The organism is Streptomyces sp. NPDC053673 (assembly GCF_055585225.1).
The window spans coordinates 75,083-100,056 of sequence record NZ_JBVJKN010000023.1 but is presented as its reverse complement, the minus strand read 5'-3'; the positions used below and the strand labels follow the sequence as shown (position 1 = coordinate 100,056).

Genomic DNA, 24,974 nt, shown 5'->3' with positions numbered 1-24,974 from the left:
CGACGGTGGTTGTCCGGCCGTACCGGCCGGGCGGTCGCAGGGCCATTGCCGCGGCCCTGATCGCCGCGGCGGGCACGCTCGTCGTGCAGCGTCTCTCCGGCAATGACGCATCCGGCGGGAGGCCTTCGCCGTCACCCACCGCCGCTTCACTTCCCGCGTCCTGGGCAGGTACATGGGTCGGCACCGGCCCGGGCACCCCAACCGCCGACGGCGTCACCCAGGCCCGGACCGACCAGGTCGCCGTCACCTGACCCTCCACCCGGCACTGCGGGGTGAGCTGGCGGGCAAGCAGGTCAGCGACGTGGCCGAGGTGGGCTCCGGCCGTGAGCTGGGATGCACCGAGGCCCTGCAACTGCGGGAAGTGCGTGGGACATCGATGGTCTTCGAGGCGGTCACCAGCCACCCCACCGACCGATCGGCCGTCGTCTCCTACCCCAAGGGCAATGTTTACGTGGTCACGATGACCGGCCGCGACACCCTGCGCCTGGGTGACGAAGGTGCCCAGTCCGCCGGGGCGCCGTCCATCTCACCCGGCGCTGACGGACGCGCCCGCCAGCCCGTCGGCTCGCCAGCCCGGCGGCCTGGCGGTGTCGGCTGGACGACCGGACGGTCCTCCACGGGATCGTTGCCGGAAAGGAGGCTCGCAGCCCGGCGCGTGGCCGGTGCAGAGGTGGGGGCAGAGGTTATGCCCGTCCCCGTGCCCGGTGCCGCTTTGTGTAAGACCAGGTCACCGCGGTCATCAAGGCCGGGATGGCGAACAGCGGGGCGAAAGCGAAGCCCCAGACGGTCTGTGCCGTACCGCTCGACATGTACGTCTGGCTCTCGACGGTGAAAGCGACCACGAGTTGCCACAACGCCACCAGGACCAGGACGCCCGACGCGGTCCAGGCGAGCGCGGCGAGGGCCCGGGGGCGCAGCGGCCGCCATCTGTCGCTGACGAGCAGCAGCGGAAACAGGGCGGCCAGCTCGGCGAGGACGGAGAGGCCGACGACGTATGCGATGCCCCAGCCCGGGATGTCGAAGACGTCGCGCAACACCTGGTCGCTGTAGCCCACATAGACACCGGATGCCATGGCGATGCGCCACAGGCCGGACGGGAGTGCGCACAGAGCGATGGCGTGGGCGGCACGGCGAGCCCAGACAGGTGCGGGTGCGGATGCGGAGAGGGGGACGGTCGCTGTGGTCATGACGTACATGCTGGCCCTGGACCTGACAGCCGCGCTTCGTCCGCTACGGCGGACTCTCTCCGCCGTACGGCGGAGAGCCCACCCGCTGAGGGAGGACCTGAGCAGGGCTCAATCGCCGCGCGAGCCCGGGTTGTCCAGCCGTCCGGCGATCGAGGACATCGCGACCAGCGGGGTGAACGTTCCCTGGCACAGCAGCATCGCGGATCCCGGAAGTCTGTGGGGTTGGCGAATCCATGCGCACTGTCTGCTGCGGCTCACTCCGGCTTCGCCTGGTGCTCGGCGGATCGGGCCAGCGCGGTGATGAGGTGCTCCAGGGCGGCAGTGGCGGTGGTTCCGGTCGCGGCGACTTCGGGCACGATGTCGCAGGCGGAGCGGCGGAGTTCGAGCCATCCGAGGAAGGCGGCATACGCGGCGACCGCCTGACGCCGGGCTGGGGCGGCGGCCAGCCCCAGATCGGTGTACAGGTCGGTGAGATAGGCGATCCGCCGTTCGGTGACCCGGCGCAGGACCGGGGCAACGGCGGGGTGATCGGCGTGAGCCACGATCGCGGGCTCCAGGCCGTTGATGTCTTCCTGCCCCAGCGCGATGGTGAAAAGGGCCGTCAGCCGCTGCCGGGGGTCGGTGATGTCGCCCAACTCTTCGATCAGCGCTGTGGTGTCGTCCCGCTCCCACACCTCCAGCGCGGCCGTCAGCAGCGCATCGCGATCCTTGAAGTGCCAGTAGAAGCTGCCCCGGGTTGCCTCCAGCTCGCCCGCGAGCGCGTTGACCGAGACTGCGGCGATGCCCCCACGTGCCATCGCGCGCAGCGCCGCGGTCGACCAGTCCTGGGGGGTGAGGTGCCTTCTTGCCATGTCCGTACAGTACTGTATGGTCATTCCATACAGGGGTGTACGGACGCTACGGACACGGGGGCGACATGGCGCTGACGAAACTCGCCGGGGCGACGGCCGCAGTCGGCCTGGGCGCGGTCGGAGCCCTGCACGGGATCTGGACCTTCTCGCCCTGGCCACTGGCCGGCCGAGCCGACTTCGCCCGTACGGTCGTCGGGGTCGCTGAAGCCGACCTGCCCACGCCGGAGTTGACGGCCGTGGTCGCGGCAGTGCTCGGGGCGGCGGCCTATGTCACGGCGGCCCGGGCCGAGTTGGTCCCGCAGGTGGGGCCGCGTCGTGTGGTGCGCCGGGGCGTATGGGGCGTCGCCGGCGTGCTGCTGCTGCGAGGTGCGGCTGGTCTGGTCTCCTCCGGTCTGACCCGTCGGCCGACCGACTTCACCCGCTGGGACCTGGCGCTGTACTCCCCGCTGTGTCTGGCGCTCGGGGCGCTGACGGCATACGTCGCCGTCTCCACCCGCTCTTCCCACCGCCAGGGCCGACGCCGCGCGTCAGACAGCCAAGGAGCGTAGGAAATGAGAAAGGTGACAATGAGCCGATTGATTCCCCGACTGGTGATCGGGCTGACCGCACTGCACTTCGCAGTCGCTCTGATCGCCTCGAGCACCTTCGACGACGTGGCCCGCGACGGGCTCTGGAATGCCGTCCCCGGATATCCGCAGCGCGAATACGAGATGTGGTTCTTCCTCGCAGGGTTCGGCCTCCTCGCCCTGGGCACACTCAGCCAACGCATCGTCCGTGACACCGGCAGGCTCCCGGCACAGCTCGGCTGGTACCTGCTTGCCATCGGTGTGCCGCTGCAGATCCTCTATCCCGTGTCCGGCGCGCCCGGGCTGATTGTGCTCGGGGTGCTGGCCCTGATCGCTGCCCGGCGTGACAGCGCGGTGGAGAGTCGTCGGACACCCCCTGCCGGCAATGACCGACCGTGATTGGTGCTCGTGATCACCCGGACATCTGGCGAGCCTGAGCACGGGGTCGCTGCTGAGCCGGTTGCGGGCTTCCTCGGTCACAGGTTCCCACTTCCAGGCCGACTCGTTGTGCTGGGCGGCGAGTTCGGTGGTGATGCCGCTGCGTCAGCCGCCGGTCTTGCGCAGGGGGCAAGCACGGCGTCGATGCGGCACTCACGCGCCCTGCGTCCCGTTACCGACGCCACTCGGTGAGTCGTGGGTGATCAGGGAGGGCTGTGCGTCCAGTCACCCAGGCGCGTGGGCATCGGCGGTTCGCGAGCCCGAACCTCGTGGCGTGGCTGAACACCGCGACAGGGGAGGCGCACGTCACATTCGTTCCTGTCACATCGTGCCGAGCTGTTCCGTCAGAGATGTGTAACCACCAGCAACGGCAAGGAGTGCACCATGGATGCTCGCATGAACCTCATCGGCAACCCGGTCGCGGCCAAGTCCCTGAAGCACCTCGTCTCGGCGGGCAAGGTGGTCTCGGACTCGACGTTGCCGGCCGCGACGCAGGAACTGGTGAAGATCCGCGCCAGTCAGATCAATGGCTGCGGTTTCTGCACCGACATGCACACCAAGGAAGCCGCGCACGCCGGGGAGAGCCCGGTGCGCCTCAACCTGGTCGCGGCCTGGCGGGAGGCCAAGGTGTTCACCGATGCCGAGCGCGCTGCCCTGGAGCTGGCGGAGCAGGGCACCCGCATCGCCGACGCGGCCGGTGGTGTCACGGACGAGGCCTGGGCGAATGCCGCCAAGCACTACGACGAGGACCAGCTCGCCGCCCTGGTGTCTCTCATCGCCCTCATCAACGCCTTCAACCGCGCCAACGTCATCGTCCAGCAGCCCGCCGGCGACTACCAGCCCGGCCAGTTCGGATAACCAGGGGGGAGAGGCCGACGCGCCGCCTCCGCTCAGGTCTGCTGCTCGCTGATGTTGACCAGCCAGGTGATGCCGAAGCGGTCCGTGCACATGCCGAAGACGTCGCCCCACATCTGCTTCTCCAGCGGTACCGAGACCGTGCCGCCTCCGGAGAGCTTGTCCCAGTAGCCGCGCAGTTCGTCGGCGTCATCCCCGCTCAGGCTCACGGAGATGTTGTTCCCGGGCTTGTGCTCCATCCCTGGCGGAGTGTCCGCGCCCATGAGCGTGAAGCCGCTGTCGGTCTCGAGCATGCTGTGCATGATCTTGTCGGCGGCGTCTCCGGCCTCCTTCTCGCCGAAGTCGCCGAACGTGTTCACCGCCAGGGTGCCCCCGAAGATCTCCTTGTAGAACTCCATGGCTTGCCGGGCGTCGCCGTTGAAGCTGATGTACGGGTTGAGTCGAGAAGGCATGGGTCGTTCCTTTCGCGATGAGACTTCGGTTCTGGCAGATTAGGCGGTGCACTGCCGATGATCGGGGCGACTCCCCGGCCGTCGAGCGACGGCCTGTTGCTGCAACGGGTCGACGACCGGCCCTCCAGGCTGATGCCCTGCACGGCGACGACTGCAGCATGGCTGGTGAGCATGCCGACCGACGAGCCATCAGCAGGCCCTGTGCGCGACCACGGGGGATGGCATCGCGGCGTGCTTGTAGCACCGACCCGGCACCGAGGTCGGCGTGCGCTGACCGGCGATCCCTCGCAGCGCGACGGCAACGAGAGTCAAAAAAAATCGGACGGCGATGTCGAGAACCCGCGTCCGGCTCCGTCCCTGGGGTGAATGCGACCACAATGGGTCGCACGAGCACCGAGGGAGAAACACGATGGCCAAGTACCTGCTGCTGAAGCACTACCGCGGCGCCCCGGCTTCGGTCAACGACGTGCCGATGGACCAGTGGAGCCCGGAGGAGATCTCGGCGCATGTGCAGTACATGAACGACTTCGCGGCCCGGCTGGAGAAGACAGGCGAGTTCGTCGACGGTCAGGCGCTCGCCCCCGAGGGAGCGTGGGTCCGCTACGACGGTGAGGGGCGCCCGCCGGTCACCGACGGACCGTTCGCGGAGACGAAGGACCTCATCGCCGGCTGGATGATCATCGACGTCGACAGCTACGAGCGCGCCGTCGAGCTGGCAGGGGAGCTGTCGGCCGCCCCCGGGGCGGGCGGCAAGCCGATCCACGAGTGGCTGGAGGTGCGCCCGTTCCTGACCGCGCCGCCCACCATCACGGAGTGACCTCATCGATGGACGAGGTCCTGCTCAGGAGCCTCACGCCGAGCGTGCTCACCGTCCTCGTCCGCCGCGGAGCCGATTTCGCGGCGGCCGAGGACGCCGTGCAGGACGCTCTGGTCGAGGCGCTCCGGGTCTGGGCGGCCGACCCCTCCCCAAGCTCTTCGAGCGGGGGATACCCCGTGCGGGATGCCAAGGGCTGGCTGGTCACCGTGGCCTGGCGCAAGTTCCTCGACGCGACGCGCGCCGACGCCGCCCGCCGACGGCGTGAGGACCGAGTAGCGGAGGAGCCGGCGCCCGGGCCGGCGCCCGCGGTGGACGACACGCTCCAGCTCTACTTCCTGTGCGCCCACCCGTCGCTGACCCCGGCATCGGCGGTCGCGCTCACGCTGCGCGCCGTCGGCGGGCTGACCACCCGCCAGATCGCCCAGGCCTATCTGGTGCCCGAGGCGACCATGGCGCAACGCATCAGCCGGGCCAAGCGCACCGTCTCCGGCGTGCGCTTCGACCAGCCCGGCGACGTCGCCACCGTGCTGCGCGTCCTCTACCTCGTCTTCAACGAGGGCTACTCCGGCGACGTCGACCTCGCCGCCGAGGCCATCCGGCTCACCCGGCAGCTGGCGGCCCGCATCGACCATCCCGAGGTGGCCGGGCTGCTCGCCCTCATGCTCCTCCACCACGCCCGGCGTGCCGCCCGGACCGCGCCCGACGGCGGCCTGGTGCCGCTCGCCGAGCAGGACCGCAGCCGGTGGGACACTGCGTTGATCGCCGAGGGCGTCGGGATCCTCCAGGCGGCCCTCGCCCGCGACCGGCTGGGCGAGTTCCAGGCCCAGGCCGCCATCGCGGCACTCCACGCCGATGCGCCCAGCGCCGAGGAGACCGACTGGGTGCAGATCGTCGAGTGGTACGACGAGCTCACGCGCCTGACCGACAGCCCGGTCGTCCGGCTCAACCGCGCGGTCGCCGTCGGGGAGGCCGACGGACCGCGCGCCGGCCTGGCGGCGCTCGCGGAACTGGACGACTCACTGCCCCGCCACGCCGCGGTGGCGGCGTACCTCCACGAGCGCGACGGCGACCTGGCGACGGCGGCACGGCTGTACGCCGAGGCGGCCCACAAGGCACCCAACCTCGCCGAGCGCGACCACCTGACGCGCCAGGCCGCCCGGCTCAACGCCCGCGGTTGTCGCTGACGGGTCGCGCTCGGATTTTCCCGCGGCACCGGGCGCGCGGCCGCGTCGGCGGACGCCCCACCGTCGCCACTGACGAAGTCATCCGGGCCGCCCGCGACCTGCTGCCCCACCCCGGCCGCTCGATCACCTCCATCGCCAAGCTGCTGGGCGTCTCCCCGGGCACGCTCTACAACCACATCCCCGGCCCGGAAGGAACTGCGCGCCGGCGCCTTCGCCCACCAGCTCGAAGCTCCCGCGAAGTAGGCAGACCCAGCAAGATCAATCTCACCGGGATTTCCTGTACCTCAACCAAAAGGCAGCGGGCAGGAAGCGCCACGTGATCGTGGACGCGATCGGCCGGCTGTTGCCGCGCTTGGCAGCGGCTCCAGGCCGTCGTCCGCGCGTTGTGTCACATTCCTGGCGGCCGTGCCGTCCTACTGCTGAGACGCCGTCCAGCACGCGGCGAAGGCACAGAGCAGAGGAGAGGCCGCATGTCGGCAGCCGGGGCAACAAGCGACACGGCGACGCTCCACCGCTTCCACTCCGCCGTGAACAGCGGCGACCCGACAAGCATCTCCAAGGCCATCGACGAGTTCGTCGCACCGGACATGGTCTTCCACGCGCCGGTACCGATGGGCGCGACGGGAACGGAGGCCCTGAAGCGGGTGTGGGAGGTGCTCCTGCGCGCGTTCCCCGACATCCACGTCGCCGTCGAGGAGACGATCACGGAGGACGACAAGGTCGTCTCCAGGGACACGGTGACCGGAACCCACCGGGGCGAGTACCAGGGCCTGCCGCCCACCGGAAAGACCGCCACCTACAACGAGGTCTTCATCTTCCGCTTCGTCGACGGGCGGATCGCCGAGATCCGGGGCGTCGTCGACGTCCGCGCGCAGCTGCGCCAACTCGGCGCCCTCCCGTCCTGAGGAGACCCGCAGGTTCACGGCCTCTCAGGCCGGCGCCGCGTCTTCTGGGGCCAGCGGGAGCGTCTGCAGTGTGCAGAAGGCTGGGGAGTGGGCCGACGTCATTCCATGACCTTCACCGATGGTTGTACCGCAACCTGATCGGCGAGGAGGCGGCCGGCCGGGACCGCGCAGTGTGTGGGCGGCCGATGGCCGCCCACACAGGCACAGGGGGGTGTTACTCGCCCACGACCCCGGACGCGGCGACGACGATCTTCGCGCGGGTCGCACCGGAGCGGGTGCCCAGCGACTCGATCTGCTTCACGATGTCCTCGCCCTCGACGACCTCGCCGAAGACGACGTGCTTGCCGTCCAGCCAGGGGGTCACGACGGTGGTGATGAAGAACTGGGACCCGTTGGTGTTCCGCCCGGCGTTCGCCATGGAGAGCAGGAACGGGCGGTCATGCTTGAGCTGGAAGCTCTCGTCGGCGAACTTCTCGCCGTAGATGCTCTTGCCGCCGGTGCCGTCGCCCCTGGTGAAGTCGCCGCCCTGGAGCATGAAGTCCGGGATGACACGGTGGAAGGGCGACTCGGCGTATCCGAAGCCGTGCTCGCCGGTGGCCAGCTCGCGGAAGTTGCGAGCCGTCTTGGGAACGATGTCGTCGTACAGCTTGAAGACGATCCGGCCCGCGGGCTTGTCGTCGATGGTGATGTCGAAAAATACGTTGGAAGGCACGGGGCATTCTGACATGGCCGCTGCCCTTGGGTCTGTTTCCCGCGCGTGGCAGGCGCGCGTGGTCGCCGGCAGGGGCCCACCACCTACCGCGGCGGTCTTCGTGTCCACCCCGACAGCCACAGCGCGCACCGGCTCGGAGCCGCAGACCCGCGGCCCGGCCGGCCCAGGCCCCGCTGGCTCAGGCCCCCCGACGACAGAGGGGCCAGGCCGATACACCGACTTCCACGGCGGTCCAGCAGCGCACCAGCTCGGGCTTGCTCTGACAGCTGCACACCCGGCGTCGGACAAGGGCGCTTCCCAGGGCCGTAAGACGACCGCTGTGCGGCATGGTGAACAGTGCCGCACTTCAGCTGTGCTGCATCCAGACGCCTGGCTCCTGGTACACACCCTCATCGGCGGACAGGTCGACCCGTAGCAGGCTCAGTCCGCCCGGGATCACATGGTCCCCCGGCTCGGGAAAGACCATGCTGGTCCAACGCTCCCACTCGGCGATGCTGCCCGTCATCGTCTGCGATGCGGGAGCCGCCGAAAGGATCTTCGCGCCCAGGCGCTGATGGGTCCGGATCCAGGGATCAAGAGCCATTCCGTCGCGACGACGCCACCCCATGAAGGCGTCGATCGGTGTCAACGGGTACTGCGCCTTGATCGTGGGGCGCACCGGCGCAACGACCCGGGCCAGCCCGGCATCCTGCGCAGTGCGGCGCAGTGCGGCGCAGTGCGGCGCAGCGCGGTCAAGGTCCGGCCCGCCAGCCCGCGACCCTTGAGCGACGGGGTGACCACCGCACCGCAGACGCACGAGCCGGTCAGCCGTGAGGAACTCAGGAAAGCTCTCGCTGAAGAGCTCCTTTACGTGCTCATCCGGCCACGTGCGCGCGTCAGTGCGTTCGATCCTCAATGTCACGCCTGTTCATAGCACACGGGTGGCGCCTGAAGGCGTCGCCGAACCGTCCGCTGCGAGTTCAGGATTCCCCAACGGTCCTCCGTCGGTTCGCAGCTTCGCGAAGTACGCGCCGGTGTCCGATGAGGGTCTCCTGAACTCCCAGGCGACACCTATCCCCCGCGCATCGCCATCGCCAGCGGTCGGGCGAATTGTCGGTGGCCGGAGCGGAGCATGATGAGTATTGAGACATCCCCGTTGCGCGAGGCGGCATTTCATGGCCTCTTCCGGAGGTCGGTACGGTCGGATTCATGGAATGGAATTTTCAGACGGCCGAAGAACTCGCGGCTTCGTTGCGTGCCGGTGAAGTGACCTCGGCGGAACTGACCGATGAGGCGATCGCCCGTATCGAGCGGGACGACAAGGCGATCAACGCGATCTGTGTGCCGGACTTCGACCGTGCGCGGGCCGCCGCGCGCGGTGCCGACCAGGCGCGCGCCCGCGGTGAGGACCGGCCGCTGCTGGGTATTCCGGTGACGGTCAAAGAGTCCTACAACATCGCCGGGCTGCCCACGACCTGGGGCATGCCGTCGCAGGCGAACTTTATGCCGGCCGAGGACGCGGTGCAGGTGTCGCGGCTCAAGGCCGCGGGCGCGGTGGTGCTCGGTAAGACCAATGTGCCGGTGGGGCTGCAAGATATCCAGAGCTTCAACGAGATCTACGGCACCACCAACAACCCGTGGGATCACGGTCGGACGTCGGGTGGGTCCTCGGGCGGATCAGCGGCGGCCCTGGCGTCCGGGTTCGGCGCGCTGTCCATCGGCTCCGACCTTGCCGGTTCGTTGCGCACCCCCGCGCATTTCTGCGGCATTTACGCGCACAAGCCGACACTCGGACTCGCGGCAACCCGCGGCATGGTCGCGCCGCCGGCACCGCCATTGCCGGTCGACCTTGGCCTCGCCGTCGTCGGTCCGATGGCGCGCACCGCCCGCGACCTCACGCTCCTGCTCGACGTCATGGCCGGACCGGACCCGCTGACGCTCGGTGTGGCGTACGACGTGACGCTGCCGCCCGCGCGCCACGAGCGGCTCGGCGACTTCCGGGTCTTGGTGCTCGAGGAGCATCCGCTCACTCCGACCGGGTCCGCTGTGCGGGCGGGCGTGAACCGGGTGGCCGACGCGCTTGTCGACGGCGGCGCCCGCGTCGAGCGGCACACTCCGCTGCTGCCCGATCTGACCGAAGCCGCGGTGCTCTACACGCAGTTGCTCTTTTCGGGCTCCGTTGCGCGTTTTCCCGTCGAAGCGGACGAGCAGCTGCGGACCCGCGTCGCCGGACTGAGCGCAGACGACCAGAGTCTCGATGCGGCGCGGTTGCGCGGCATGGTGTTCAGCCACCGCGACTGGATCGAGGCGAACAGCCGTCGCGAGCTCCACCGCCACGGCTGGCGACAGTTCTTCGCCGAGTTCGACGCCGTGGTCTGTCCGATCACGCCCACTCCCGCGTTCCCGCACGACCACAACCCCGATCCGAGGGAACGCCGGCTCGACATCGACGGCGTCGAGTACCCGTATTTCGACCAGCTCGTCTGGGCCGGTCTGGCCACCATGCCCGGCCTGCCCGCCACCGCCATACCAGCGGGCCGGTCCCCCGAGGGCCTGCCGGTGGGAGTACAGCTCATCGGCCCGATGCTCGAGGACCGCACCCCGCTGCGGCTGGCCGAACTGCTGGAGCAGAAGATCGGCGGCTTCCAGGCACCGAAGTAGTTTTCGACGACGATCCCGTACTTTCTGGTCTCCTTACCGGCTGATCCGACGCGGAACCGCCACCGCTACGAGCTTGTCCGGGTTGCGGATGGCGTAGATGCTGGTGATCTTCCCGTCGGCGATCTCGACCAGGAAGACGCCTTCTGGGTGGTCGCCGCTGTGGACCACCATCGCGGGCGTGTTGTTGCAGTTGACCACCTTGATCCGCGAATCCGTCAGCCGTCCCATGCGGAAGATCTTCATGAGGACCGCGGCCACCTTCTCCGCGCCCACCACCGGCCGGCGCGCAGCGGTGGTCCTGCCGCCGCTGTCTGCGGTCCAGGTGGCGTCCGGTGCGAGGAGCGAGAGCAGCCCCTCCAGGTCACCGGTTGCCGCCGCGGTCATGAACTGCTCGGTGATCCGCGGTCTTCGCCGCGTCGACAGGGTCCAAGCGCTTACGCCGCGCCCGTACGTGCTCGCGGGCGCGGTGCGCCACCTGGCGCACCGTCACCACGGACTTACCCAGCGCCGCGGCGATGTCGTCGTAGTCGAAGCCGAACACCTCGCGCAGCACGAACACCGCACGCTCAGCGGGGGTGAGTGTTTAGCAGCCGGCCGAGCGTGTTGGTGCGCAGCCCGCTGGCCGCCGCCAGCTCCGGCACGCCGAAACCTGCCGCCCAGATGGTCAGTGCGCTCGGACGCACCGCACTGTTGGCAGAACCGTCGGCAAGGACGACCGCATCCGGCCGGACCTCGGTCACCACGCCTGCCTCAAGCACGGCGACACCGTGCCGGTTCAGCCACTTGGCGACGTATCGGCGCCCCGGCGCACTCAGGGAGGGTGCCAGGGTCCGGCCACACACCAGCGTGACCGTGCGTCCTTGCTCGGCCAGTTCGGCGGCCGTCTCGATGCCTGTCAGCCCGCCGCCGATCACGGTGACCGGAGCATCGAGGGGCAACTTCTCCAGCCTGGTGCGCAGCCGTTGCGCGGACTCGAATTCAGCGATGGCCAAAGCGAATTCGACCGCGTCAGGCACCGATGCCGGTGTCGCTGCGGTGCTGCCGACCGCGTAGATGACGTAGTCGTAGTCCAGGGCGCGGCCCGACGCGAGCTGCACGGTGCGCGCGGTGGTGTCGATGCGCGTGGCGCTGTCGACGACCAGCTGGATGCCCTCGCCGAGCAGCGTGCCGTAGTCAATCGTGGCGTCGCCGGTACGGGCCACGAACTGGTGCAGCCGGATGCGTTCGACGAACTTCGGCGCGTTTTCTTCGTTCGACACAAGCCTTGGAACGATCATGTGATCGCGACACGGCATCGCGTATCGGTCACCGGCTGGATGAGGCATGGAGGTGCCCGTGGGATTGCCTTCGGAGGCATTTCAGCGAGGTCAATCACAACCACGGCGGGCGCGGCCTTTACTTCATGGATCCCGCCGGGCATGGCATAGAGATCATCACTCGCCCCCTACGGCAGCGCCGAAACGGGCTCTCGGATATGTAGAGAACGCGCCGTCGGTCCGCCATCACCGTCACCGGCACTGAGCACCCGTAGAGCCGTGCTCTCGCACAACCGACGACGGATGAAGCGGGATTCAGCCGTATCCGACGTCACCGAACACCGGCCGTCACCGAACACCGGCCGTTGCCGCACGGAACCTGCTGTCGCACGCCCAAGCCCGGCACGTCTCGTCACTGTCGCCCGTCGCCGTCCGGCCCGTCGAGGGGGTCGGCCCCGACCGACGGCTGACCCGCCGCAGCACTCGCTCGCCACTGCACCCGAAAGGAGAACCACGCATGACACCAACCGTTCCGGAGCCAAGCGTGCTGCACCCGCTGCCCGAGCACGAGCGGGTGGTGCCCTCGGCGACACCGTCGTTGGGAACGACCTGTGGTTCGGTCGTGGCGCCACCGTCATGCCCGGCGTGATGATCGGCGACGGGGCGGTGGCAACTGGATGCCGAGGCGCGCTTCCGCGGCGGCGCTCTCCGCCTCGGTGGCGCCGATGGCATCGGGGATCCGCTCGCGGAGCGTCCGCTCCAGCAGCGCCAGATCCGCCGACGGTACCGGCACCGCCCCGGGCACCGGATCGGGCAAGCGACGCCAGGGCTCGGGGACGGAATCCTCGTTTCGCGGGCGGCCAACTGGTGCGGGGGCTCAGGCGGGGACGTCGGTCAGGCGGCGCAGGGTGAACGGTTCGGCGAGGATCTCGTCCAGGACCTGGGCGACGTGCTTGAAGTGCGGCAGCGAGAAGTGGTGGTCCAGGGCCGCGCTACTGGCCCACTCCTCGAAGATGATCATGTGGTCGGCGCGGTTGGGATCGGTGAACGGCTGGTAGCCGATGCAGCCCTCCTCCGCCAGGGACGGCGCGATCATCGCGTTCAGCTCGTCGCGCAGACGCTGCTCCTGGCCCGGCTTGGCGATGAAGCCGGCAACGATCGTGAGCGTGTTCGACATGGGTGACTCCTGGTCTGGTGCCGTTGTTCGTTGGTGAACGACGTCCATCCTGCGCACCCGGTCCAGGTCGACCCAGAGCTCCGCCCAACCCGGGTCCGCCCTGCCTGGGTCCGCCAGGACCAGGCAGACCGCACGGCCCTGACCGACACTGGGATCATGGATCGTGCCCAGCAGCTCAGTGAGTTCCTCAGGACCCGACGCGCCCGCCTTCGCCCCGAAGACGTCGGAGCGGGCACCTTCGGCGGCCGGCGGCGCGTGCCGGGCCTGCGCCGCGAGGAACTGGCGCTGCTGGCCGGGGTGAGCGTGGACTACTACACCCGCCTGGAACAGGGCCGGGCCCGCAACGTGTCCCCCGACGTCCTGGACGCCGTCGCCCGCGCCCTCCGCCTCGATACCGACGAGCGCGTCCACCTGCACAACCTTGCCAAACGCACCAGCGCCCGCAAGGGCCCCGGCCGCCCGCAACAGGTCGGCCCCGAGATGCGCCAGGCGCTCCAGGCCCTCGCCTCCGTCCCCGCCTACATCATCGGACGCCGCCTGGACCTCCTGGCCTGGAACGACCTGGCCCGGACCCTGATCGCCGACTTCCCCGCCCTGCCCGCGGCCGAGCGGAACATGGCCCGCCTGGTCTTTCTCGACGACGCCGCCAAGTACCTCTACCCCGACTGGGAGAGCAAGGCGCGCGACACCGTCTCCAACCTCCGTCTGGACGCCGGCCGCCACCCTGACGACCCACAGCTGGCCACCCTCGTCGGCGAACTGTCCCTGGGCAGCGCCGACTTCCGCCGCCTATGGGCCGACCACACGGTCCGGGGCAAGACTCGCGGCCGCAAGCGGTTCAACCACCCTCAGCTCGGCGAACTCGCACTCGACTACGTCGCCATGCGTGCCCCCGACGACCCCGACATGACCATGATGATCTACAGCGCACCGCCAGGATCCGAGGCTGCCACCACCCTCCAACTCCTGGCCGGCCTCACCACACCACCCGTTCCCAGCACGGCGGACCTTCCGGCCAAGAGCACGCGCTGAACCGTCGGATGAGTAAAGGCGAGGGCTGACCGCACTGTTCTGGTCGAACATCAACCCATACGGCATGGGTCCGGGTCCGCGGGCGGCAGGCGCGTTGTGTCTACTGATGCGTCAGTTCGCGCAGGACCGCTGAGGCGAGAGCTGCGTCGAGTGCGCCGACGCCGGTCAGGTCTGCGACGGTGATCGCGCCGTCCGGCCGCTCGACAGGCTTTTCGAGCAGGAGACCGGCAGGGGTGTCACCGGTGGACGTGACCGATCCGTCGAGAACTGCACGGCCGAAGTCCCCATGGTCCACGCACTGTTGGTGGTCGTCGGTTGCGATCAGTGCCGCGCGGGCGAAGAGCGCCGGGGGGAGCTCGTTCTTGTGGGGCATGTCGGTGCCGATGCCGGTGACGTGTGCGCCCTGCCGGACGTGGGCGGCGCTCAGGACCGGGGTGGTGGCAGGGGTGGTGGTGATGACCATGTCGGCGCCCGCGGCTTCTTCGGCGGAGGCGGGCCGGGCATGCTGCCCGCGCGCGTTGAACTCCTCGCAGAGCGCCCGGGCTTTGTCCTGGCTGCGACCGTTGACCAGGACCGTGCTGATCGGACGGAGCCTGGCGAGCCATTCGACCTGGAGCCGGGCCTGCTCTCCGGTGCCGAACACGGCCAGCGTCGTCGCACCGGGGCGGGCCATGGCGTGGGTGATCAGCGCGCCCGCGGCGGCGGTGCGCAGGGCGGTGAGGAGGCCCTGGTCGTCGAGAATCGCTTGGACCTGGCCGGTTCGGGCGCTGACGACGCAGACCAGGCCGTGGTTGGAGGGCAGGCCGGCCGCGGGATTGTGATAGAAGCCCGTCGCGATCTTGACGATGAAGTCGGGCGCACCGGTGACCCAGCCCGCTTTGACGTGGCAGTCGCCGTCGGCGTGGGGGAATTGAAGGTGCAGCGGTGGCGGCACGGTGGTGCGGCCGTGGGCGTGGGCGATCAGCGCGTCGCGGACGGTGTCGAGGACCAGTTGCGGGGTGGCGGCCCGCTCGATGGCGGCCGCATCGAAGACGGCCCGGCTCACCGGTGCGCCCGCATCCACTGGGTGAAGGCGGCCAGGCCCTCTTCGGGACGGGCGCGACCGACGCCGATGCGGAACCGGTCGGTGGGGGTGGGAGTGAGGTCGGAGCGGTAGATGCCGGCGGGCAGCAGCAGGACGCCGGCTTCCTCCACCAGGCGGGTGCAGAACTCCTCGACTCGTTCCGGGCCGAGGTGGCGGGGGTAGGCGACGCAGCCGCCGTCCGGGGCCTGCCATTCGAAGACGTCCGGGAACTCGGCGAAGAAGGCGTCGAAGACCGGCAGGTTCCGTGCGATGAGGGCCCGGTTGCGGTCCAGGATCGTGGTGCGGGCCTTGAGTGCGATGCGGGCCAGGACCTCGGCGGGGGCGGAGTTGCAGATGGTGGTGTAATGCTTGGCCCGCTCCAGCCGGGTGAGCAGGGCGCGGTCGCGGCAGGCGATCCACCCGATCCGCAGACCCGGCAGGCCCAGCGACTTGGAGGTCACGTTCAGCGACAGGGCGCGCTCGGACAGGTCCGCGGCCTGCGGCAGGGTGCGGGCCGGATCGCGTTCCAGGCCGCGGTACACCTCGTCGCTGAACAGATGGATGCCATGCTCGTCGCACAGCCGCGCCAGCTCGGTGAAGTCGGCGGCGCTGATGACCTTGCCGGTGGGGTTGTTGGGGAAATTCACCGACACCACCCGGGTGTTCGGCCGGATCGCCGCCTTGATCCGGTCGAGGTCCAGGGCCCAGTCGCGATCCGGGTCGAGGGCGACGCCGGTCACCTCGCACAGCGCCAGCGGCACGGTCTCGGCCGCCTGGTAGTTCGGGGTTACCACCACCGCATGATCACCAGCGTCGAGCAGGACGTTCATCGCCAGGTACAGGGCCTCCTCAGCGCCCGCGAAGCAGATGACGTCCGCGGCGTCCGCCCGCTCGTACATCTGGGCGATCACCTGACGCAGAGCCGGATCACCGTAGGTCTCGGTGTAGCCCAGCGGCAGGTTCTCGAACGCGGTCCGGTCGTGGTCGTCGGCCAGGGCGAGCAGTTCGCTGAGCGTCATGGTTTGTACGTCGGAGGCCGTCATGTTGTGCTGCGCGGTGAACTCCCAGCGGGAGAAGTACGTTTCCAGGCGGAAGTCGGGCAGTCGGGTCATCGCGTGTGGTCCTTTGCGTTCGGTGCTCTGAGCTCGGCCAACAGGCCGTAGAGGGTCGATCGGGAAACCCGAAGGGCGCGGGCGACGACCGGGGTGGCACGGCGCACGGCGAAGACCTTGGCCTCGTCCAACCGCGCGAGCACGGCCAGGCGGTCGGCGCGGGTCAGCCGCTCCACCGGGCGGCCGCACTCGCGCACGTAAGCGCCGACGATGTGCTGGACGCGCTCGCTCCAGTCCTGCTCGAACAGCGGCTCCGGGCGGGACACGGTCGGTGCGCCGAACGCCGACAGCACAGCCGCGGCCTGTTCCAGCGGCGTGCGGTCGAGATTGACGCACAGCACCACCGAAGCCTTGCCGTCCGCATCGCGCAGGATCGCGCTGACCGAGGACAGGCGCCGGCCGTCCGCGAGCAGCTTCTCGTACGGCCCGAACACGTCCCGGGCCGACGGATCTAGGGCGTCCAGCTCACCCAGCAGCGACGGATCACCCGGACCGCGCGAGCTCATGGGATTCCAGATCGCCAGGATCCGATCGGTATCCGGATCATGCAGGACCACCTCGGCGTACGGACCGAGCAGCAGTGCCACGGCCTGGCACGCCGGGGCCCACATCCGCACACGAGGGTCGGTGCCCTCTTCCACAGTACCCATGGCTGGACCTTACGTCCAAGCTGGATATTCAGTCCAGATCCGGGGTGTGGGCGAGGTCACGCCGCCTGGGACTTCGCAGCCGACGTGACGGCGGGAACGTTCCCGGCGCCGCGGTACACCTTCTGACGGGGGCCCGGGCGGTGTGGACGGCGAGCGGCCGTGGGGCTGAGCGCATCGGTGTTCTCGGGGAACAGTGTGAAGGCCGCGTAGCCCCCCGGCACTGTCCGCGATGGCGCTGGTGGCACCGGCATGGAAGTAGCCGTGCTGCTGGGTCACTTCGGGCCGGCTCGGGAGCACTATGTGCACGCGGCCCGGCGCGATGTGGGCTGTCCGTGCACCGAGGTGGCTCATCAGCCCCTGGCTGTGGAAGCTCGCCTGGATGCGCTTCTGTACCTCGGGGCTCGCCTCTTCCTGCTGCGTCGGGTCTTCCATGTGCTCTCCTTCGGCGGCATCACGGTCTGTGAACGGGGTGAGGCGGTTCCGTCAGCCGGCCAGGCGTGCCACCAGCAGGAAACCGCCGATGGCGATCATCATGGCACCGGAGGTACGGGTGACCGCCCGGGCCGCCGACGGCCGGGTCTTCAACAGGGGCGGGCGGGCACGCCGACGGCAAATGGACAACGGCGCAGGCCGACATGTGGAGCGTGCCGAGGAGTCCCTTCTGCGCGGCAACGGGCCAGCCCGCCGCGGGGGCCCTCGTCATGAAGAACGTCATCGACGACCGGCCACTGCCCGAGTAGCCACCGCTGGAACGACACCGTCAGGTCGACCCGCGGACGCCCGCGGAGTATGCGGACGCCCGCGCAGTCTGCAGGAGGCATCGCTCGATCCAGCGACGGCGCCACACCTGTGCCCTCGATACCGGGGGACGCGACAGCGCCGGGCTGCGGAGATCCTCGGCGACGCAGCACCGAGCGGCGCGCGCGACACGTGGCCAGACGGATCAGGAATCGAGAAGCCTCGGTCACCGAGCCGCAACTAACGTGACGGCCATGGACATCACCATTCACACGACCGCCCTTCCGCATGACGACCCGGACGCATCCCTGGCCTTCTACCGCGACACCCTCGGCTTCGAGGTCCGCAGCGACGTCGGACAGGGCAAGATGCGCTGGATCACGGTCGGCCCCGTTGATCAGCCCGGCACCTCCATCCTCCTGGCACCGCCGGCCGCCGACCCCGGCATCACCGACGACGAGCGCCGCACCATCGTCGAGATGATGGCCAAGGGCACCTACGGCTGGATCCTGCTGGCCACCCGGGACCTCGACGGCACCTTCGAGCAGCTGGAGGCCCGCGACGCCGAGGTCGTCCAGGAACCGACCGAGCAGCCGTACGGCGTTCGCGACTGTGCCTTCCGCGATCCCGCGGGCAACCTGATCCGCATCCAAGAGCTGCGCTGAGCCTCGGGTAATGGCTAAGGGCTGTCCCGCAATACCCACCGGGCGCACGACGACAGCTACGGCACCTCGCTGCGTTGTTGAATCGTCCCGATACATCCAGTATTGGGACGGCCCTCCGCCTTGCGATGCGTCCCCTCGGCCCTCCGGGCCTGGGGAGACCCCATGCATCTGACGCCGCGCGCTGGTCCGCCGGGTATTGCGGGACAGCCCTCAGGGCCTCGGTGGCCGGCACCTCCATGCCTCCTCGCGATGTCGGCCACCGGGCCTCGGCGTTCTTCACCCTCAGCATGTACTCAGGTGCTTGCGAACAGCGATGAAAGGGTCCTCTCATGTGTCATCCCGCATGGACGCGCGCACTTACCGCTGCGCAGCGTCTGAGCGACCTCGCGCGGCTGCGGCGCGTCCGCGACCGGATCGACCGGGAGTACGCGCGGCCGCTGGACGTCGAGGCGCTCGCCCGCGGCGCTGCTTCGCGGTCGGCTGCTCGTCGCTGGGCACCTTCAGCGCCCGCTTCACCGAGCTGGTCGGCATGCCGCCCACCACCTACGAGCACGGCGCGGCGGGCGCTGCGGCGGGCATGCCGTCGTGCGTGACGGTGCAGGTGACCAGACCGGTCAGGAATCGAGAAGCACCGTCGACCGAGCCGCAACTAGCGTGACGGACATGACCTCCATCGAATCCGTCACCCTCGAGGTGGCCGACCATCGTGCTTCTGCTGGGAGCGACGGACGTGGCCGCGAGTAAGCGGTTCTACGTCGACCGCGGCCTCGTCGTGGCGAAGAGCTTCGGCCGCAAGTACGTCGAGTTCGCCGCTCCGTCGTCTCCCGTCAAGCTGGCGCTGTACGGGCGTCGTGCCCTCGCCAAGGACGTCGGCGTCCCCGACGACGGCACTGGATCGCACCGGCTCGTGCTGGGCAGTGGTGCCGGGTCCTTCACCGACCCGGACGGGTTTGCCTGGGAGACCGCATCGCTGTGAGGGGGCGGTTCAGCCCAGGGAAGCAGCCGACGGAACGACCACGCCGTACAGGTCTGCGATCGTCGCGAGCGCGCTGCGATGAATCTGCTCGGCAGTCAGGCCGCCGCCCACCGACGGCAACGGCCGCGTCGCACAGGCATCGGCGACGACCGTGGGACGGTTCCCGCGCAGGAACGCACCTTCCGCCGTGAACGTGACACACATGTGGGTCATGAACCCGGCGATGATGACGTCGTTGTTCCCGGCACGATCCACCAGCTCGCCCAGGTTCGTCTCGTGGAACGCGTTGGGCGTGGTCTTCACGACGACCTGTTCGCCCTCGATGGGCGCCATGCTGGGGTGGATCCGGCCGATCTCGGCACGGATGTCGTACGGGGTGCCCGCACCGCCGTCGTTGATGACGTGGACGACCTTCGCACCCGCTTCCCTGGCCCCGGCCAGCAGCGCGGCGGCAGCGTCGAGCGCGGGCTGCCACCCCTGAAGTTCCATCACACCGCGGGTGTAGGTGTTCTGGTAGTCGATCAGGATCAGCGTCGCGCCGGCCGGCGAAGCCGGGGTCTGGTCGAATCCGTTGAGTTCCCGCAGGGTTGACGTAGGCATGATGCACCTTCTCGGGTGAGGTATCAAAAGGTCAGGGCCACCGTGTGATGGCGCACCGCCCACGCTACGAACCCACCACGCATGGCGGCAATGTCATGTAACTTGCAGATACGGACACCGGGTCCGGTGTTGTGCCACCGCCTCCGACCGGACGGACACACCCCTTGAGCAGCCTCAGCCGGTTCATCGTCGTGCTCCTCTTCGACGGCGTCGACCTCCTCGACGTCACCGGCCCCCCGGAAGTGTTCGCACTGCTGCAACGGGAGACCGGCGACGCAGAGGGTTACCACGTGGTTCTGGCCGCCGAAACGATGGACCCCGTCACCACCTCTGCCGGGGTGCGCATCCTCCCCGACATCACCTTCCAGGAAGCATCCAACCGCAGCATCGACACCCTCATGGTTCCCGGCTCGGTCGAGGTCGACGGCAACCGTCGCGTCCACGCCGTCACCGACCCCGCGGTGGTCAACTGGGTGAAGGAGCTGGCAGGCAGGGCCAAGCGCGTCGCGTCCGTGTGCGTGGGGGCGCACATCCTGGCAGCCGCCGGGTTGCTCGACGGCAAACGCGCCACCACCCACTGGTCCACCGCGCAGCAGCTCGCCGCCGACCACCCTGCGGTCGACGTCGACGCCGACCCCATCTTCATCCGCGACCACAACGTGTGGACCGGAGCCGGCATCACCGCCTGCCTCGACCTGTCACTCGCCCTCGTCGCCGAAGACTTCGGCGAGGCCGTCGCACTGCGCGTCGCCCGGCAGCTCGTCATGTACCTGAAACGTCCCAGCGGGCAGAGCCAGTTCAGCGTCCCGATCGAACCCGTCTCGACCACCCGCCGGATGGACGACATCCGCCACTACATCACGCAGCACATCGCCGACCACCTCACCGTCACCGATCTCGCCGAGCACGCCCACGTCAGCGAACGGCAGCTCATCCGCATCTTCAAGGCGGAACTCGGCATGACACCCGCCGTCTACATCGAATCGGCCCGCGTCGAAGTGGCACGGAACCAGCTCGAATCCACGGACGACACCCTCGAACGTGTCGCATCGGCGTGCGGCTTCAACACACCCGACACCCTGATTCGCGCGTTCCGCCGGAAACTGAACACGACGCCGACGGAATACCGCAGCAGGTTCCGGCACTCCCGATAGTCCCCGCCCGCCCATGTTGCCTGTCCACCACTCCAAGCGCTGGTGTTGCGGTGCAACCGGATGAGCAGAGGCGGAATGACTACGTCGACCGGGGTGTGCGCAGGGCAAGGATGGCCATGTCGTCGTGGCCGTCGCTGGGGTGGTGGTCGACAAGGGCCTGGCAGAGGTCGCTCAGGGACAGGTCGCCGTGGGCGGCCGCGGTTCGGGCGAGGGCGTCGAGGCTGGTGTCGATGGGGTGCTGGGGGTGCTCGATCAGTCCGTCGGTGTAGAAGACCACGGTGGAGCCGGCGGGGAGTGGGTGGGTGTGGTCAGGGCGGGGTTGGTCGGCGTCCACCCCGAGGGGGATCCCGGGTTCGGCATACAGGTACTTCGGCCGTCGGCTGGGGGTGATGAGCAGGGGCGGGAGGTGGCCTGCGGCGCTCCAGCGCAGGGTCCAGGCGGAGCCTTCCGGTTCGATGCGGGCCAGGCAGGCGGTGGTGACGGGGTTGTCGGTGATGGCGTGCAGAGTGTGATCAAGCTGTGTGAGGACTGCGCTGGGAGGGGTGCGGCGGTCGTAGAGCAGGGCGCGCAGCATGTTGCGGGTCTGGGCCATGGCCGCCGCAGCTTTCAGGTCGTGGCCGCCCACGTCGCCGATGACGGCGGCGCACGCCCCGTCCGGGAGCAGAAAGGCGTCGTACCAGTCGCCACCGACCCGTGCGGGGGCGGTCGCCGGCCGGTAGACGGCGGCGCCCTCATACGGCCGCAGGTCGGACAGGGTCGGCAGCAGCAGACGCTGGAACTGTTCGCTGCCCGCCCGGGCGTGCTCGAACAGGCGCGCGTTTTCGATGGCCACTCCTGCGGCCCCGGCAAGTGCGACGACGATGTCCTCGTCGTAGGCGTCGAACGGCTCCCCGTCCCGCCGGTCGGCCAGGTAGAGGTCTCCGTAGACCTCGCCCCGGACGCTGACCGCCACTCCGAGCAGGCTGCGCATCGGTGGGTGACCGGACGGGAACCCTGCGGAATGAGGGTGGGAGGCGATCTCCTCGACCCGGAGCGGTTCGGGGCGGCGGATCAGGGCCCCGAGCAGACCCCGTCCGTGTGGCAACTCGACGCCGCTCAGGTCGGCCCGCTCCTGCTCGCTCAGCCCCACGGGGATGAAGTGCGCCAGGCCCTCGCCCTCCTCATCGAGGACGCCCAGCGCACCATAGCGAGCCTGGACCAGGTCCATGGCGGCCGTGACGATCCGGTCCAGCACCACCGGAAGTTCCAACTCCCGGCTGACCGCCATGACCGCGTCCAACAGCGCCTGCAACCGGTCCCTGGTCCGGGCCAGCCCCCGGAGCTGCGCGGAGATCTGGTCGAGCTGATCGTCCAGGAAGTGATGCAGGTCAGCAAGGTTCGGTGGTTTCGGTTGTTCACGTTCCATGGGTTCTCCCGATGCCGCCGCACAAGCCGTCCTACCTGGCGGGCGTGCATTACTCAACCTCACCCGGGCGGACCCACGGCTCGCCGACCCGCGGATGGAGCTCATTGGTCTCCGCGTGCTGCCGCATCACCTCGAGCTCGGTCCGGGCCCGCACCGGGCCGGTCTCCCGGGCCAAGTCCTCGACACATCTCGCACAGACGCGGCTCGGCACCTATTCACCCGGCATGGGTCCCTCATACGGGTCACACCGCTCGGGTGCCGGCTCCGGACTCTTCGGTTTCGCGGTCTGAGTATGCGTCCTCATGCACCGAAGCCTTCCGTCGAAGCCAGCTGTGGGCGGGTGATGCGCCCGGACCTGGAGTGGTCGGGACGGTTCGTGGTGGGTGCCTGAGGAGTCCGCAGCTCAGTCCTTCGGGTGCGTCCCCGGTGTGTGGCCGAAGGTGCGGCGGAAGGCATCGATGAACGCGCTGGCGGACGACCAGCCGCACAGGTGCGCGACTGCGGTGACCGGAGTGTTCTCGGCCAGCAGGACCAGCGCGTGGTGGAGTCGCAACTGGGTGCGCCACTGCGGGAACGTCATGCCGAGGTCGCTGCGGAACAGCCGGGACAGGGTACGGTCGCTCGCCCCGACCTCACGGCCCAGTTCGGCGAGGGTGCGGCTGTCCGCCGGATCGGTGCGCAGGATGTCGCACAGCGTTCGCAGCAGGGGGGCGGTGGGTGTGGGCAGGTGCAGGGGCTCCTGGGGCGAGGCCCGCAGCTGGTCGAGCAGCACCGCGCGCAGGCGGGCCCGCTCGGGACTGTCGCCGCCCGGTGGGCGGGTGTAGGCGACGATCAGTTCGCGCAGCAGCGGACCCACGGCGAGTACCGTCGGCGTCTCCAGGCCGAGTGGGTTCTCGGTGGCGGGCAAACCCACCAGGTGCAGCTGGAGTTCGCCGTGGGCATGGTGGGCATGCACGGTTCCGGCGGGTACCCAGATGGCTCGGGTGCCCGGGGCGACCCAGGAGCCCGCGCTGGTGGTGACGGCCAGCACTCCGCGGCCGGCGTAGACGATCTGGTGGTCGTCGTGCCGGTGGGCGTCTATCGCGGCGCCGGACGCCAGTCGCCGGGTTCGGGTCGGGGCGATCGACTCGTGGCGGATTTCCGTCATCACTCGGCAGTTTATTGGAAGTGCGACACAGTGCCCAGTACCGATCATGACGGGGTGCGAAGGAATACATCGATCACCCTGCTGTCCGTCGGGCACGCGTGCGTCGACGTCTACCAGGGCGCCGTGGCGTCCCTGGTGCCGATCTTCGTCGCCGAGCGGGCCTACAGCCATGCCGCCGTCTCGGGCATCGTGCTCGCCGCCTCCCTGCTGTCGTCGGTGGCACAACCGGTGTTCGGTGCGCTCACCGACCGCTGGGCGATGCCCTGGCTGCTGCCGGTCGGCACCCTGCTGGGCGGCCTCGGCATCGCGCTGAGCGGGGTGAGCGGCTCCTACGCGCCGACCCTCGCGTTCGTGGCGGTGTCCGGGGTGGGCGTGGCGGCCTATCACCCCGAGTCCGCCCGGGTGGCCCGGCTTGCCGGCCGGGGCAGCCACAGCGCGATGGGCTGGTTCTCGTTGGGTGGAAACCTCGGTTTCGCGGCGGCCCCGCTCATGGTCGCCGCCGTTGTCTCCCCCGGCGGTCTGCGCTTGACGCCGCTCCTGGTGCTGCCGGCGCTCGTCGGCGCCGTGCTGTGTCTGCCCGCGTTGCGACTGCCGGCGCAGCGTCAGTCCTCCGGGAGGGGTACGACGGTGGCGGTCGGGGCCGACGACCGGGCGTCGTTCGTGAAGCTGTCGCTGGTCGTGGTGTGCCGGTCGATCGTCTTCGTCGGCCTGAGCACGTTCGTCTCGCTGTACGCCACCGAGCGCATGGACGGCAGCACGGCGGCGGGCACCGCGGCGCTGTTCGTGCTCTTCCTCGGCGGCGCGGTGGGCTCCGTGCTGGGCGGCGCGCTGGCCGATCGTTGGGACCGGGTCACCGTCGCGCGCTGGTCGTACCTGCTCACGGTCGGATCCGTCGCGGGCCTGATCTTCGTACCGGGCCCGGCGTTGTATCTGTTCGTGGCGCTGACCTCGGTCGGCCTGTACGTCCCGTTCTCGCTGCAGGTCACGCTCGGTCAGGACTACCTGCCCTCCCGCGTCGGCACCGCCAGTGGCATCACGCTCGGTCTGACCGTCAGCATCGGCGGTCTGGTGAGTCCTCTCATCGGCAGCGTCGCCGACGCGACATCCCTGCAACCCACCCTGGCGCCACTGATCCTGATGCCCGTCCTGAGCTGGCTGCTGCTGCGCACCCTGCCCGAACCCGCCGTGCCGCAACCCGGGCCCGCGGCCCATCCGAACGGAGACGACTGGGCAAGCCATACCCGGCATCAGCCTCGAGGGCACACGGGTTTCCTTCGGCACGAGGTACGGGGAGACGGCGAGGCGCGTGTGTCCGTGATCCCTGGCCATAGCCCCCGAGAGCGGTGGCCTGACGACATTGCGCCGACGTGAAGTGTTCATGATCACAATGTG

Annotated in this window: 27 protein-coding genes and 5 pseudogenes; 15 read left to right on the top strand and 17 right to left on the bottom strand. The window is 69.4% G+C overall.

Going from position 1 to position 24,974, the window contains the following annotated elements; all coding sequences use genetic code 11:
• The first annotated feature begins 5 nt into the window (after nt 1-5).
• Nucleotides 6-251 carry a hypothetical protein gene (locus ACZ6ZQ_RS27800; RefSeq protein ID WP_469771232.1) on the top strand — a complete coding sequence of 82 codons (246 nt, stop codon included), beginning with the start codon at nt 6-8 and terminating at the stop codon, nt 249-251.
• A gap of 432 nt (nt 252-683) precedes the next feature.
• On the opposite strand, the gene ACZ6ZQ_RS27795 is transcribed toward ACZ6ZQ_RS27800, so the two are convergent.
• Nucleotides 684-1,196, bottom strand: a complete 513-nt coding sequence (locus ACZ6ZQ_RS27795) for a hypothetical protein (RefSeq protein WP_469771231.1) — start codon at nt 1,194-1,196, stop codon at nt 684-686.
• 245 nt (nt 1,197-1,441) lie between these two features.
• Nucleotides 1,442-2,038, bottom strand: coding sequence for a TetR/AcrR family transcriptional regulator (locus ACZ6ZQ_RS27790; RefSeq protein WP_469771230.1), 597 nt, complete (start codon nt 2,036-2,038; stop codon nt 1,442-1,444).
• 65 nt (nt 2,039-2,103) lie between these two features.
• Here ACZ6ZQ_RS27790 and ACZ6ZQ_RS27785 point away from each other — a divergent pair, with 65 nt between their 5' ends.
• The 3 genes from ACZ6ZQ_RS27785 (at nt 2,104) to ACZ6ZQ_RS27775 (ending at nt 3,900) form a co-directional block, all read left to right on the top strand.
• Complete coding sequence (locus tag ACZ6ZQ_RS27785; protein ID WP_469771229.1) at nt 2,104-2,586, top strand: DUF3995 domain-containing protein; 483 nt, start codon at nt 2,104-2,106, stop codon at nt 2,584-2,586.
• Nucleotides 2,587-2,589: 3 nt separating this feature from the next.
• Entirely contained in the window at nt 2,590-3,003 is a 414-nt protein-coding gene (locus tag ACZ6ZQ_RS27780; RefSeq protein ID WP_469771228.1) for a DUF6463 family protein, read from the top strand.
• A 423-nt stretch (nt 3,004-3,426) separates the two neighbouring features.
• On the top strand, nt 3,427-3,900 hold the full coding sequence (locus ACZ6ZQ_RS27775) for a carboxymuconolactone decarboxylase family protein (protein WP_469771227.1): 474 nt from the start codon (nt 3,427-3,429) through the stop codon (nt 3,898-3,900).
• 32 nt (nt 3,901-3,932) lie between these two features.
• On the opposite strand, the gene ACZ6ZQ_RS27770 is transcribed toward ACZ6ZQ_RS27775, so the two are convergent.
• Nucleotides 3,933-4,349, bottom strand: a complete 417-nt coding sequence (locus tag ACZ6ZQ_RS27770; RefSeq protein WP_469771226.1) for a VOC family protein — start codon at nt 4,347-4,349, stop codon at nt 3,933-3,935.
• A gap of 409 nt (nt 4,350-4,758) precedes the next feature.
• Here ACZ6ZQ_RS27770 and ACZ6ZQ_RS27765 point away from each other — a divergent pair, with 409 nt between their 5' ends.
• From ACZ6ZQ_RS27765 to ACZ6ZQ_RS27755, 3 genes are all read left to right on the top strand, one after another.
• Entirely contained in the window at nt 4,759-5,166 is a 408-nt protein-coding gene (locus ACZ6ZQ_RS27765) for a YciI family protein (protein ID WP_469771225.1), read from the top strand.
• 8 nt (nt 5,167-5,174) lie between these two features.
• Nucleotides 5,175-6,350 (top strand): RNA polymerase sigma factor, encoded by a 1,176-nt coding sequence (locus ACZ6ZQ_RS27760; protein ID WP_469771256.1) that lies wholly within the window; start codon nt 5,175-5,177, stop codon nt 6,348-6,350.
• Nucleotides 6,351-6,820: 470 nt separating this feature from the next.
• Nucleotides 6,821-7,255 carry an ester cyclase gene (locus ACZ6ZQ_RS27755; protein WP_469771224.1) on the top strand — a complete coding sequence of 145 codons (435 nt, stop codon included), beginning with the start codon at nt 6,821-6,823 and terminating at the stop codon, nt 7,253-7,255.
• A 214-nt stretch (nt 7,256-7,469) separates the two neighbouring features.
• Here the strand turns inward: ACZ6ZQ_RS27755 and ACZ6ZQ_RS27750 are convergent, their stop codons facing one another.
• Nucleotides 7,470-7,967, bottom strand: coding sequence for a peptidylprolyl isomerase (locus ACZ6ZQ_RS27750; RefSeq protein ID WP_469771223.1), 498 nt, complete (start codon nt 7,965-7,967; stop codon nt 7,470-7,472).
• Between the two features lie 346 nt (nt 7,968-8,313).
• The gene (locus tag ACZ6ZQ_RS27745) at nt 8,314-8,868 is read right to left on the bottom strand and encodes a hypothetical protein (RefSeq protein ID WP_469771222.1); all 555 of its coding nucleotides are present in this window, start codon (nt 8,866-8,868) and stop codon (nt 8,314-8,316) included.
• A 287-nt stretch (nt 8,869-9,155) separates the two neighbouring features.
• Between ACZ6ZQ_RS27745 and ACZ6ZQ_RS27740 the strand changes: the two genes are divergently transcribed.
• Entirely contained in the window at nt 9,156-10,607 is a 1,452-nt protein-coding gene (locus tag ACZ6ZQ_RS27740) for an amidase (RefSeq protein WP_469771221.1), read from the top strand.
• Between the two features lie 33 nt (nt 10,608-10,640).
• On the opposite strand, the gene ACZ6ZQ_RS27735 is transcribed toward ACZ6ZQ_RS27740, so the two are convergent.
• From ACZ6ZQ_RS27735 to ACZ6ZQ_RS27725, 3 genes are read right to left on the bottom strand one after another with little or no spacing between them, the layout of a single operon-like run.
• Nucleotides 10,641-10,991, bottom strand: coding sequence for a nuclear transport factor 2 family protein (locus ACZ6ZQ_RS27735; protein ID WP_469771220.1), 351 nt, complete (start codon nt 10,989-10,991; stop codon nt 10,641-10,643).
• Nucleotides 10,969-11,166 (bottom strand): sigma factor-like helix-turn-helix DNA-binding protein, encoded by a 198-nt coding sequence (locus tag ACZ6ZQ_RS27730; protein WP_469771219.1) that lies wholly within the window; start codon nt 11,164-11,166, stop codon nt 10,969-10,971. The genes ACZ6ZQ_RS27735 and ACZ6ZQ_RS27730 overlap by 23 nt, the downstream gene beginning before the upstream one ends.
• 7 nt (nt 11,167-11,173) lie before the next feature.
• Nucleotides 11,174-11,866, bottom strand: a complete 693-nt coding sequence (locus ACZ6ZQ_RS27725; protein WP_469771218.1) for an NAD(P)/FAD-dependent oxidoreductase — start codon at nt 11,864-11,866, stop codon at nt 11,174-11,176.
• Between the two features lie 582 nt (nt 11,867-12,448).
• Between ACZ6ZQ_RS27725 and ACZ6ZQ_RS27720 the strand changes: the two are divergent.
• Nucleotides 12,449-12,532: pseudogene (locus ACZ6ZQ_RS27720) on the top strand (antibiotic acetyltransferase); the annotation flags it as partial.
• On the opposite strand, the pseudogene ACZ6ZQ_RS27715 reads toward ACZ6ZQ_RS27720, so the two are convergent.
• Both ACZ6ZQ_RS27715 and ACZ6ZQ_RS27710 read right to left on the bottom strand, forming a co-directional pair.
• Nucleotides 12,531-12,710: pseudogene (locus tag ACZ6ZQ_RS27715) on the bottom strand (SMI1/KNR4 family protein); the annotation flags it as partial. The pseudogenes ACZ6ZQ_RS27720 and ACZ6ZQ_RS27715 sit on opposite strands and share 2 nt — an antisense overlap.
• Nucleotides 12,711-12,740: 30 nt before the next feature.
• Nucleotides 12,741-13,040 carry a putative quinol monooxygenase gene (locus ACZ6ZQ_RS27710; RefSeq protein WP_469771217.1) on the bottom strand — a complete coding sequence of 100 codons (300 nt, stop codon included), beginning with the start codon at nt 13,038-13,040 and terminating at the stop codon, nt 12,741-12,743.
• A gap of 156 nt (nt 13,041-13,196) precedes the next feature.
• On the opposite strand from ACZ6ZQ_RS27710, the gene ACZ6ZQ_RS27705 reads away from it, so the two are divergent.
• Entirely contained in the window at nt 13,197-14,072 is an 876-nt protein-coding gene (locus ACZ6ZQ_RS27705; protein WP_469771216.1) for a helix-turn-helix domain-containing protein, read from the top strand.
• Between the two features lie 100 nt (nt 14,073-14,172).
• On the opposite strand, the gene ACZ6ZQ_RS27700 is transcribed toward ACZ6ZQ_RS27705, so the two are convergent.
• From ACZ6ZQ_RS27700 to ACZ6ZQ_RS27685, 4 genes and pseudogenes are all read right to left on the bottom strand, one after another.
• Nucleotides 14,173-15,117, bottom strand: a complete 945-nt coding sequence (locus ACZ6ZQ_RS27700; protein WP_469771215.1) for an ornithine cyclodeaminase family protein — start codon at nt 15,115-15,117, stop codon at nt 14,173-14,175.
• Nucleotides 15,114-16,247 carry an aminotransferase class I/II-fold pyridoxal phosphate-dependent enzyme gene (locus tag ACZ6ZQ_RS27695; protein ID WP_469771214.1) on the bottom strand — a complete coding sequence of 378 codons (1,134 nt, stop codon included), beginning with the start codon at nt 16,245-16,247 and terminating at the stop codon, nt 15,114-15,116. The genes ACZ6ZQ_RS27700 and ACZ6ZQ_RS27695 overlap by 4 nt, the downstream gene beginning before the upstream one ends.
• Complete coding sequence (locus ACZ6ZQ_RS27690; RefSeq protein ID WP_469771255.1) at nt 16,244-16,858, bottom strand: helix-turn-helix transcriptional regulator; 615 nt, start codon at nt 16,856-16,858, stop codon at nt 16,244-16,246. The genes ACZ6ZQ_RS27695 and ACZ6ZQ_RS27690 overlap by 4 nt, the downstream gene beginning before the upstream one ends.
• Nucleotides 16,859-17,061: 203 nt before the next feature.
• Nucleotides 17,062-17,329 (bottom strand): annotated as a pseudogene (locus ACZ6ZQ_RS27685) (PaaI family thioesterase); the annotation flags it as partial.
• 560 nt (nt 17,330-17,889) lie between these two features.
• Here ACZ6ZQ_RS27685 and ACZ6ZQ_RS27680 point away from each other — a divergent pair.
• The 3 genes and pseudogenes from ACZ6ZQ_RS27680 to ACZ6ZQ_RS27670 form a co-directional block, all read left to right on the top strand.
• Entirely contained in the window at nt 17,890-18,300 is a 411-nt protein-coding gene (locus ACZ6ZQ_RS27680; RefSeq protein ID WP_469771213.1) for a VOC family protein, read from the top strand.
• Between the two features lie 329 nt (nt 18,301-18,629).
• Nucleotides 18,630-18,958, top strand: a pseudogene (locus ACZ6ZQ_RS27675) (AraC family transcriptional regulator).
• A 45-nt stretch (nt 18,959-19,003) separates the two neighbouring features.
• Nucleotides 19,004-19,276, top strand: a pseudogene (locus tag ACZ6ZQ_RS27670) (VOC family protein); the annotation flags it as partial.
• Between the two features lie 9 nt (nt 19,277-19,285).
• On the opposite strand, the gene ACZ6ZQ_RS27665 reads toward ACZ6ZQ_RS27670, so the two are convergent.
• Entirely contained in the window at nt 19,286-19,876 is a 591-nt protein-coding gene (locus ACZ6ZQ_RS27665) for a cysteine hydrolase family protein (RefSeq protein ID WP_469771212.1), read from the bottom strand.
• A gap of 164 nt (nt 19,877-20,040) precedes the next feature.
• On the opposite strand from ACZ6ZQ_RS27665, the gene ACZ6ZQ_RS27660 reads away from it, so the two are divergent.
• Nucleotides 20,041-21,030: a GlxA family transcriptional regulator gene (locus tag ACZ6ZQ_RS27660; RefSeq protein WP_469771211.1), complete on the top strand. Its 990-nt coding sequence runs from the start codon at nt 20,041-20,043 to the stop codon at nt 21,028-21,030.
• A gap of 79 nt (nt 21,031-21,109) precedes the next feature.
• On the opposite strand, the gene ACZ6ZQ_RS27655 is transcribed toward ACZ6ZQ_RS27660, so the two are convergent.
• Both ACZ6ZQ_RS27655 and ACZ6ZQ_RS27650 read right to left on the bottom strand, forming a co-directional pair.
• Nucleotides 21,110-22,435, bottom strand: coding sequence for a PP2C family protein-serine/threonine phosphatase (locus tag ACZ6ZQ_RS27655; RefSeq protein WP_469771210.1), 1,326 nt, complete (start codon nt 22,433-22,435; stop codon nt 21,110-21,112).
• A gap of 403 nt (nt 22,436-22,838) precedes the next feature.
• Nucleotides 22,839-23,582, bottom strand: coding sequence for an AraC family transcriptional regulator (locus ACZ6ZQ_RS27650; protein WP_469771209.1), 744 nt, complete (start codon nt 23,580-23,582; stop codon nt 22,839-22,841).
• A gap of 54 nt (nt 23,583-23,636) precedes the next feature.
• Here ACZ6ZQ_RS27650 and ACZ6ZQ_RS27645 point away from each other — a divergent pair, with 54 nt between their 5' ends.
• On the top strand, nt 23,637-24,953 hold the full coding sequence (locus ACZ6ZQ_RS27645; protein ID WP_469771208.1) for an MFS transporter: 1,317 nt from the start codon (nt 23,637-23,639) through the stop codon (nt 24,951-24,953).
• Nucleotides 24,954-24,974 lie beyond the last annotated feature (21 nt).